This window comes from Pseudomonas sp. MWU12-3103b (genome assembly GCF_023100615.1).
Lineage (GTDB): Bacteria > Pseudomonadota > Gammaproteobacteria > Pseudomonadales > Pseudomonadaceae > Aquipseudomonas > Aquipseudomonas putida_A.
The window spans coordinates 1-8,944 of the sequence record NZ_JALMEY010000032.1 but is presented as its reverse complement, the minus strand read 5'-3'; the positions used below and the strand labels follow the sequence as shown (position 1 = coordinate 8,944).

Below are 8,944 nucleotides of genomic sequence, written 5' to 3'. Positions count from 1 at the left end.
CCAAGGACTCCGTGATCCGGGGGTTAAACTGCTCTAAAGGTCATGTTTCAAGATGTTTCATGCCAAAAAAAGGCGAAAAGTGCGCAACTTCTTGCGCAGTGGTGTGCAAGAAGTTGCGCACTCGGCTACAGGCTCCGGCACACGGGCTCTGTAGCAATTCGAGTAGCGAAAAAACGCGATCAAGTGCGCAAGAAGTTGCGCATAAAGGCGCATTGCCATTATTTGGCGAGATGTCGAGGGCGCAAATGACCGATCCAGCGCCCCTTTTTGCCATTCCATCACTGGCACGCCAGCCCCGGATTGTCGGACAGTCCCACCCCAGAGCCTTCCCGCGAACCAAGTCGGGCCGGCCCGAGGGTTAAAAAGCGTCTTATAAATGAAACACCGCCCTCGGCTATACTCCCCGCATTTCGACTTAGGCACGAGGAATCACTGTGAAGAACTGGACGTTGCGCCAACGCATTTTGGCGAGCTTTGCGGTGATTATCGCCATCATGTTGCTGATGGTCGTTGTCTCGTATTCACGCTTGCTGAAGATCGAAGCCAGTGAAAGCAGCGTGCGTGATGACGCCGTTCCCGGCGTCTATTACAGCTCGATGATCCGCGGCGCGTGGGTCGACAGTTATCTGCAGACCCAGGAACTGCTCGGCCTCAAGGAAGGGCAGGGCATCAGCAGCGAAGACGCGGCGGACTACAAGGCCTTCGAGACGCGCCTGCAGGAGCAGATGGCCAACTACCGCAACACCGTCACCACCGACGAGGACCGGGTCGAGTTCGCTGCGTTCGAGAAGGATCACGACAACTACATGCAGATCCAGGATCAGGTGCTCGACTTGCACAAGCGCAACCTGGAAGCCGAGGCGGTCAAGCTGTTCACCGAGAAGCTGACCCCGGCCTGGTACACCGGCCGCATGAAACTCAACGACATCATCGGCGAAAACAAACGGGTCGCTGACCAGGCCATGGCCAACATCGACGAAGCCGTGGCGGCGGCCAAGGTCAGCATGTTCGTCTCGCTGCTGGTGGCCGTGCTCGCAGCCGGGGCCTGCGGTCTGCTGCTGATGCGCGCGATCATGGCGCCGATGAACCGCATCGTGAAAATCCTCGAAATCATGCGTACCGGCGACCTGAGCAGCCGGCTGAATCTGGATCGCAAGGACGAGTTCGGCGCGGTGGAAACCGGCTTCAACGACATGATGACCGAGCTGACTTCGCTGGTGTCCCAGGCCCAACGCTCCTCGGTGCAGGTGACCACTTCGGTGACCGAAATTGCCGCCACCTCCAAGCAGCAACAGGCCACCGCCACCGAAACCGCGGCCACCACCACCGAAATCGGCGCGACCTCACGTGAAATCGCCGCCACCTCGCGGGATCTGGTGCGCACCATGACCGAAGTGTCCACCGCCGCCGATCAGGCCTCGGTACTCGCCGGTTCCGGCCAGCAAGGCCTGGCGCGCATGGAAGACACCATGCACTCGGTGATGGGTGCGGCCGATCTGGTCAATGCCAAACTGGCGATCCTCAACGAGAAGGCCGGCAACATCAATCAGGTGGTGGTGACCATCGTCAAGGTCGCCGACCAGACCAACCTGCTGTCGCTCAACGCTGCCATCGAGGCAGAGAAGGCCGGCGAGTACGGGCGTGGTTTTGCCGTGGTCGCCACCGAAGTACGGCGTCTGGCGGATCAGACCGCCGTCGCCACTTACGACATTGAGCAGATGGTCCGCGAGATCCAGTCGGCGGTGTCTGCTGGCGTGATGGGCATGGACAAGTTCTCCGAAGAAGTGCGCCGGGGCATGGCCGAAGTGCAGCAGGTCGGCGAGCAACTGTCGCAGATCATCCATCAGGTGCAGGCGCTGGCGCCGCGGGTGTTGATGGTCAACGAAGGCATGCAGGCCCAGGCCACCGGTGCCGAACAGATCAACCATGCGCTGGTGCAGTTGGGTGACGCCAGCAGCCAGACCGTCGAGTCGCTGCGTCAGGCCAGTTTCGCCATCGACGAACTGAGCCAGGTGGCCGTCGGGCTGCGCAGCGGCGTTTCGCGATTCAAAGTCTGATGAGCGAAATCACCGCCAAACGCAGCGCTGCGCCGGTGGCGAAGCAGGCGTTGTTCCTGCTGTTTCGCATCGGCAGCGAGCGTTACGCCTTGCGCGCCACCGAGGTGGCGGAAGTGTTGCCGCGCCTGCCGTTGAAGCCGATTGCCCAAGCGCCGAACTGGGTCGCCGGGGTGTTCGCCTATCGCGGTGCGGTGGTACCGGCCATCGACCTCAGCGCGCTGACTTTCGGCCATCCCGCCGAGGCGCGCACCAGTACGCGGCTGGTGCTGGTGCATTACCGTCCGGATGAACAGCAGCCGTCGCGCTGGCTCGGGCTGATCCTTGAACAGGCGACCGATACCCTGCGCTGCAACCCCGAGGATTTTCAGCCGTATGGCCTGGACAATCGTCAGGCGCCGTACCTCGGCCCGGTGCGCGAAGATGCCCAGGGGCTGGTGCAGTGGGTGCGGGTCAACGACTTGCTGGATGACGCGGTGCGCAGCCTGCTGTTTCCGGCGCCGCTTGGGGCGCAGTCATGAGCAGCGACCAGCGTTTTTTCGATTTCCTCAAGGAACGCATCGGCCTGGATGTCACCTCGGTGGGGCCGGCGATCATCGAGCGCGCGGTGCGCCAACGCACCACGCTCTCGCAAGCGGCGCACAGCGATGAATACTGGCAACTGCTGCAAGGTTCGCGGGACGAACAGCAGGCGTTGATCGAAGCGGTGATCGTCCCCGAGACCTGGTTTTTCCGTTATCCGGAATCCTTCGCCACCCTCGGCAAGCTGGCGCGCAAGCGTCTGGACGAATTGAACAACATGCGCGCGCTGCGCATCCTCAGTCTGCCGTGCTCGACCGGCGAAGAACCCTATTCGATTGCCATGGCCTTGCTCGATGCCGGGCTCAAGCCGCATCAGTTCAAGGTCGACGGCATGGACGTCAGCCCGCTGTCGGTGGACAAGGCGCGGCGGGCTCTTTACGGCAAGAACTCGTTTCGTGGTCAGGATCTGGACTATCGCGAGCGTCATTTCACCGCCGAGCCGGAGGGGCACCGGGTCAACGAAGCGGTGCGCGAGCAAGTGCGCCTGCAGGCCGGCAATGTGCTGGATCCGACGCTGCTGGCCAGTGAGCCACCGTTCGATTTCGTGTTCTGCCGCAACCTGTTGATCTATTTCGACCAGCCGACGCAGAAGCAAGTCTTCGAAGTGCTCAAGCGTCTGACGCACGTTGATGGCGTGTTGTTCATCGGCCCGGCCGAAGGCAGTCTGCTCGGGCGCCTGGGCATGCGTTCGATCGGTATTCCGCAGTCGTTCGCCTTCAGTCGGCACAATGATCCGCTGCCGGAGCCGGTGTCATTGCCGACCCCCACGCCATTGCCCGTGCGCCAACCGTTGCGCAGTCCGCCGCCGCTGCCACCGCCGGTGCGCCCGCGGCCGTTTGCCAGCGTTGCACCGTTGCCGGTGACCAGCAAAAGCGCCAACCCGGACGCGGCGACCTTGCTCGCCAACATCGCCGCGCTGGCCAACGAAGGCAAAAGCGCCGAGGCCCGCGCGGCATGCGAGCAGTATCTGCGCAGTCACGAACCGGTGGCGCAGGTGTTTTACTGGCTCGGCCTGCTCAGCGATGTTGCCGGTGCCGCGCTCGAAGCCCAGAGTCATTACCGCAAGGCCTTGTACCTTGAACCGCAACACCCCGAAGCGTTGATGCACCTGGCCGCCTTGCTGCAGGCCCAGGGCGACAGCGCCGGTGCCAGACGATTGCAGGAACGTGCCGCCCGCAGCGGCCGCACCGCCGACAGTGAGCGTAAACGATGATCCCGTCCGACACCTTGAACGTCACCCACGAAGACGCCCGGGCCATCGATGATTGCTGGAACCGTATCGGTATTCATGGCGACAAGTCGTGTCCGTTGCTGGCCGAGCATATTCACTGCCGCAACTGCGCGGTGTATTCCGCCGCCGCCACGCGTCTGCTGGACCGTTATGCGTTGCAGCAGGACGAACGCGATCCGGTCGCCGTGGCGGTCGAAACCGATGTGAAAACCCGTTCGCTGCTGATGTTCCGCCTCGGCGAGGAATGGCTGGGGCTGGCCACCCGCAGCCTGGTGGAGGTAGCGCCGCTGCAGGCGATTCACTCGTTGCCGCACCAGCGTTCGCGGGCCTTGCTCGGCGTGGCGAACGTGCGCGGCGCGCTGGTCGCGTGCCTGTCGCTGGTCGAGTTGCTCGACCTTGATGGCAACGCCGCACCGGCCACTGGCGCGCGGATCATGCCGCGCATGCTGATCATCGCCGCCCACGGCGGACCGGTGGTGGTGCCGGTGGACGAGGTCGACGGCATCCACGCCATCGATGAAAAAATTCTCGACGCCGCGTCGCGTGCCGGCGGTGAGCACAACAGCACGGCCAGCGCCAAATACACCCGTGGTGTCCTGCAATTCCGGGGGCGCAGCCTGCGTTGGCTGGATGAAGAACAGCTGCTGTCCGCCGTGACCCGGAGCCTCACATGACCCCCGAGCAAATGCGCGACGCCTCGCTGCTGGAGCTGTTCAGCCTGGAAGCCGAAGCCCAGACCCAGGTGCTCAGCAGCGGGCTGCTGGCGCTGGAGCGCAACCCGACTCAGGCCGACTATCTGGAATCGTGCATGCGTGCGGCGCACTCGCTCAAGGGTGCGGCGCGGATCGTCGGCATCGACAGCGGTGTCAGCGTCGCCCATGTGATGGAAGATTGCCTGGTCAGCGCGCAGGAAGGGCGGCTGTTGTTGCGTCCCGAGCACATCGATGCGTTGTTGCAAGGCACCGATCTGTTGATGCGCATCGCCACGCCGGCCAATGCTCCGCAAGCGCCGGACATCGAAGCGTATGTGGCGTTGATGGTGCGCTTGCTCGACCCTTCGGCAGCGCCCGCAGTCGCGCCGCCGCCCATGGCCGAATTGCCGGTGCAGGCGCCGCCGTCTGCACCGGCATCGATCGAAACCCCGGCGCCATCGATCGAAATACCGTTGGAAACCTCCGACCCGGCCCCGCGCAAGAACAAGCGCACCACCGAGGGTGGCGAGCGCGTGTTGCGGGTCACCGCCGAACGCCTGAACAGCCTGCTCGACCTGTCGAGTAAATCGCTGGTCGAAACCCAGCGCCTCAAGCCGCATCTGGCGACCATGCAGCGTCTCAAACGCATGCAGAATAATGGCCTGCGGGCACTGGAAAGCCTCAACGTGCATCTCAAGGAACATGCGCTGAGCCTTGAGGCCCAGGAAGCCCTTGAAGATGCGCGGCGCTTGCTGGCCGAGTCTCAGCAATTACTCGCGGAAAAGAACGCCGAGCTCGACGAGTTCGCCTGGCAAGCCAGCCAGCGCGCCCAGGTGCTCTACGACACTGCGCTGGCCTGCCGCATGCGCCCGTTCGCCGACGTGCTCACCGGTCAGGTGCGCATGGTTCGAGACCTGGGGCGCAGCCTCGGCAAACAGGTAAGGCTGGAGATCGAGGGCGAGAAGACCCAGGTCGATCGCGACGTGCTGGAAAAGCTCGAAGCGCCGCTGACTCATTTGCTGCGCAACGCGGTCGATCACGGCATCGAAACCCCGGAACAACGCTTGCTCAAGGGTAAGTCCGAAGAAGGCCTGATCCGCCTGCGTGCCTCGCATCAGGCCGGTTTGCTGGTGCTGGAATTGAGCGATGATGGCAATGGCGTCGATCTGGAAAAGGTCCGCCGCAGCATCGTTGAACGCCAATTGTCACCGGCAGAAACTGCCGCGCAGTTGAGCGAAGAAGAACTGCTGACCTTCCTGTTCTTGCCGGGTTTCAGCCTGCGCGACACTGTGACCGAAGTGTCCGGGCGTGGCGTCGGCCTCGACGCGGTGCAGCACATGGTCCGACAACTGCGCGGCGCGGTGGTGCTGGAGCAGACGGCGGGCGAGGGCAGCCGCTTTCATCTGGAAGTGCCGCTGACCCTGTCGGTGGTGCGCAGTCTGGTGGTCGAAGTCGGCGAGGAGGCTTATGCGTTTCCGCTGGCGCATATCGAACGCATGTGCGATCTGGAGCCACAGGACATCGTGCAGATCGAGGGCCGTCAGCATTTCTGGCACGAAGGTCGGCATGTCGGGCTGGTCGCGGCCAGTCAGTTGCTGAATCGTCCGGCCAGTCAGAGCAGCGGCGAAACCCTCAAGGTCGTGGTGATTCGCGAGCGTGACGCAATCTACGGCGTGGCGGTGGAGCGGTTTGTCGGCGAGCGCACGCTGGTGGTGCTGCCGCTGGATGAGCGACTGGGCAAGGTTCAGGATATTTCCGCCGGGGCGCTGCTCGACGACGGTTCGGTGGTGCTGATCGTCGATGTCGAAGACATGCTGCGCTCGGTGGACAAACTGCTCAACACCGGGCGTCTGGAGCGTATTGCCCGCCATGGCAATCAGGCCGCCGAAGTGGCGCGCAAACGGATTCTGGTGGTCGACGACTCGCTGACCGTGCGCGAGTTGCAACGCAAGTTACTGCTCAATCGCGGCTACGACGTGGCGGTCGCGGTAGACGGCATGGACGGCTGGAACGCGCTGCGTTCGGAGGACTTCGATTTGCTGATCACCGACATCGACATGCCGCGCATGGATGGCATCGAACTGGTCACCCTGTTGCGCCGCGACAACCGCCTGCAATCGCTGCCGGTGATGGTGGTCTCGTACAAGGATCGTGAAGAGGACCGGCGTCGTGGACTGGACGCTGGCGCCGACTATTATTTAGCCAAGGCCAGTTTTCATGACGACGCCCTGCTTGATGCAGTGGTTGAGCTCATTGGAGGAGCGCGGGCATGAAAATCGCAATCGTCAACGACATGCCCCTGGCGGTGGAGGCTTTGCGCCGCGCGCTGGCCTTCGAGCCGGCGCATCAGGTGGTCTGGGTCGCCAACAACGGCGCCGAGGCGGTGCGGTTGTGCGCCGAAAACACCCCGGATCTGATCCTGATGGACCTGATCATGCCGGTCATGGATGGCGTTGAGGCCACGCGACGGATCATGGCCGAAACCCCGTGCGCGATCGTTATCGTCACGGTCGACCGTCAGCAAAACGTGCACCGGGTCTTCGAGGCCATGGGCCACGGCGCGCTGGACGTGGTCGACACCCCGGCCATTGGTGCGGGGAACGCGCAGGAAGCGGCGGCGCCGTTGCTGCGCAAGATCCTCAACATCGGCTGGCTGATCGGCGAGAAAACCCCGCGCTCGCGCCCGGTGCCGACGCCTCACCGCAGTTCGGCGTCGTGCAAGCGGCTGGTGGCGATCGGCTCGTCTGCCGGCGGACCGGCCGCGCTGGAAGTCCTGCTCAAGGGCCTGCCACGCCATTTCTCGGCCGCCATCGTGCTGGTGCAGCACGTGGATCAGGTGTTTGCCGCGGGCATGGCCGAATGGCTGGCCAGCGCCAGTGGCCTCGATGTACGCCTGGCCCGCGAGGGCGAGCCACCGCAGGCCGGCGCGGTGCTGCTGGCCGGCACCAACCACCATATTCGTTTATTGAAAAACGGCACGCTGGCCTACACCGCCGAGCCGGTCAACGAGATCTACCGGCCTTCGATCGACGTGTTTTTCGAAAGTGTCGCCAGCTATTGGAACGGCGATGCCGTCGGGGTTTTATTGACCGGGATGGGACGCGACGGGGCGCAAGGGCTTAAGCTCATGCGCCAGCAGGGTTATTTGACCATCGCGCAGGACCAGCAAAGCAGTGCGGTGTACGGCATGCCCAAGGCAGCAGCGGCGATCGATGCGGCCGTCGAAATCCGTCCACTGGAAAAGATAGCGCCACGGTTGCTGGAGGTTTTCCCCAAATGAACAGGCTATTCCGCAATCCTGGCCCCCGCAGTATTCAGGTGACCGCCCATGAATGATTTACAGATCGACGACATTAAAACCGACGAAAACGCCGCCATGGTGTTGTTGGTGGACGATCAGGCGATGATCGGCGAAGCCGTGCGCCGTGGGCTGTCGAACGAAGAGAACATCGACTTCCACTTCTGCTCCGATCCGCACCAGGCCATCGCCCAGGCGGTACGGATCAAGCCGACGGTGATTCTGCAGGACCTGGTAATGCCCGGCCTCGACGGCCTGAGCCTGGTGCGCGAATACCGCAATCATCCGGCGACCAAGGACATCCCGATCATCGTGCTGTCGACCAAGGAAGACCCGCTGATCAAGAGCGCGGCGTTTTCCGCCGGGGCCAACGACTATCTGGTGAAACTGCCGGACACCATCGAGCTGGTGGCGCGCATCCGCTATCACTCGCGCTCCTACATGACCCTGCTGCAGCGCGATGCGGCGTACCGTGCGTTGCGCGTCAGCCAGCAGCAATTGCTCGACACCAACCTGGTGCTGCAACGGCTGATGAACTCCGATGGGCTGACCGGGCTGTCCAACCGCCGGCACTTCGACGAGTACCTGGAGCTGGAATGGCGCCGCTCGCTGCGCGACCAGAGCCAGTTGTCGTTGCTGATGATCGACGTCGATTACTTCAAGTCCTACAACGACAGTTTTGGTCATGTTGAAGGCGATGAGGCGCTGCGCAAGGTCGCCACGGCGATCCGCGACGCCAGCGCCCGACCGTCGGACCTGCCGGCCCGCTACGGCGGTGAAGAGTTCGCGCTGGTGCTGCCGAACACCTCGCCGGGCGGCGCGCGGCTGGTGGCGGAGAAACTGCGCCAGACCGTGGCGGCGCTGAAGATTCCGCACAACACCCCGGGCGACGGGGCGAGCCTGACCATCAGCATCGGTCTGGCGACCATGGTGCCGCAGGCGGGCAGCGATTGCCGGCTGCTGATTTCGGCGGCGGATCGCGGGTTGTACCTGGCCAAGAACAATGGCCGTAATCAGGTCGGGATCGAATAAACGCTTACCCTCACCCCAGCCCTCTCCCAAAGGGAGAGGGGGCCGACCGAGGTGT

Annotated in this window: 7 protein-coding genes; all 7 read left to right on the top strand. The window is 63.4% G+C overall.

Annotated features, from left to right (window positions below; genetic code table 11):
• Nucleotides 1-434: 434 nt before the first annotated feature.
• Genes M0808_RS28275 through M0808_RS28245 form a run of 7 tightly spaced genes read left to right on the top strand, consistent with a single transcriptional unit; the run spans nt 435 to nt 8,889 of the window.
• Complete coding sequence (locus M0808_RS28275; RefSeq protein ID WP_247843177.1) at nt 435-2,057, top strand: methyl-accepting chemotaxis protein; 1,623 nt, start codon at nt 435-437, stop codon at nt 2,055-2,057.
• On the top strand, nt 2,057-2,575 hold the full coding sequence (locus M0808_RS28270) for a chemotaxis protein CheW (RefSeq protein WP_223008213.1): 519 nt from the start codon (nt 2,057-2,059) through the stop codon (nt 2,573-2,575). Before M0808_RS28275 ends, M0808_RS28270 begins: the two co-directional genes overlap by 1 nt.
• A complete protein-coding gene (locus M0808_RS28265; RefSeq protein WP_247843176.1) occupies nt 2,572-3,849 on the top strand; it encodes a CheR family methyltransferase in 1,278 nt (425 codons plus the stop codon). The genes M0808_RS28270 and M0808_RS28265 overlap by 4 nt, the downstream gene beginning before the upstream one ends.
• Nucleotides 3,846-4,541 (top strand): chemotaxis protein CheW, encoded by a 696-nt coding sequence (locus M0808_RS28260; protein WP_007964201.1) that lies wholly within the window; start codon nt 3,846-3,848, stop codon nt 4,539-4,541. The genes M0808_RS28265 and M0808_RS28260 overlap by 4 nt, the downstream gene beginning before the upstream one ends.
• Nucleotides 4,538-6,832 (top strand): hybrid sensor histidine kinase/response regulator, encoded by a 2,295-nt coding sequence (locus M0808_RS28255; RefSeq protein ID WP_247843175.1) that lies wholly within the window; start codon nt 4,538-4,540, stop codon nt 6,830-6,832. The genes M0808_RS28260 and M0808_RS28255 overlap by 4 nt, the downstream gene beginning before the upstream one ends.
• Complete coding sequence (locus M0808_RS28250; protein ID WP_098967417.1) at nt 6,829-7,839, top strand: chemotaxis response regulator protein-glutamate methylesterase; 1,011 nt, start codon at nt 6,829-6,831, stop codon at nt 7,837-7,839. The genes M0808_RS28255 and M0808_RS28250 overlap by 4 nt, the downstream gene beginning before the upstream one ends.
• A gap of 48 nt (nt 7,840-7,887) precedes the next feature.
• On the top strand, nt 7,888-8,889 hold the full coding sequence (locus M0808_RS28245; protein WP_025112221.1) for a diguanylate cyclase: 1,002 nt from the start codon (nt 7,888-7,890) through the stop codon (nt 8,887-8,889).
• Nucleotides 8,890-8,944 lie beyond the last annotated feature (55 nt).

Excerpts from the sequence above, each read along its gene's own strand:
- M0808_RS28270 (WP_223008213.1), top strand. The coding sequence starts at position 2,057 with ATGAGCGAAATCACCGCCAAACGCAGCGCTGCGCCGGTGGCGAAGCAG.
- M0808_RS28265 (WP_247843176.1), top strand. The coding sequence starts at position 2,572 with ATGAGCAGCGACCAGCGTTTTTTCGATTTCCTCAAGGAACGCATCGGC.
- M0808_RS28260 (WP_007964201.1), top strand. The coding sequence starts at position 3,846 with ATGATCCCGTCCGACACCTTGAACGTCACCCACGAAGACGCCCGGGCC.
- M0808_RS28255 (WP_247843175.1), top strand. The coding sequence starts at position 4,538 with ATGACCCCCGAGCAAATGCGCGACGCCTCGCTGCTGGAGCTGTTCAGC.
- M0808_RS28250 (WP_098967417.1), top strand. The coding sequence starts at position 6,829 with ATGAAAATCGCAATCGTCAACGACATGCCCCTGGCGGTGGAGGCTTTG.
- M0808_RS28245 (WP_025112221.1), top strand. The coding sequence starts at position 7,888 with ATGAATGATTTACAGATCGACGACATTAAAACCGACGAAAACGCCGCC.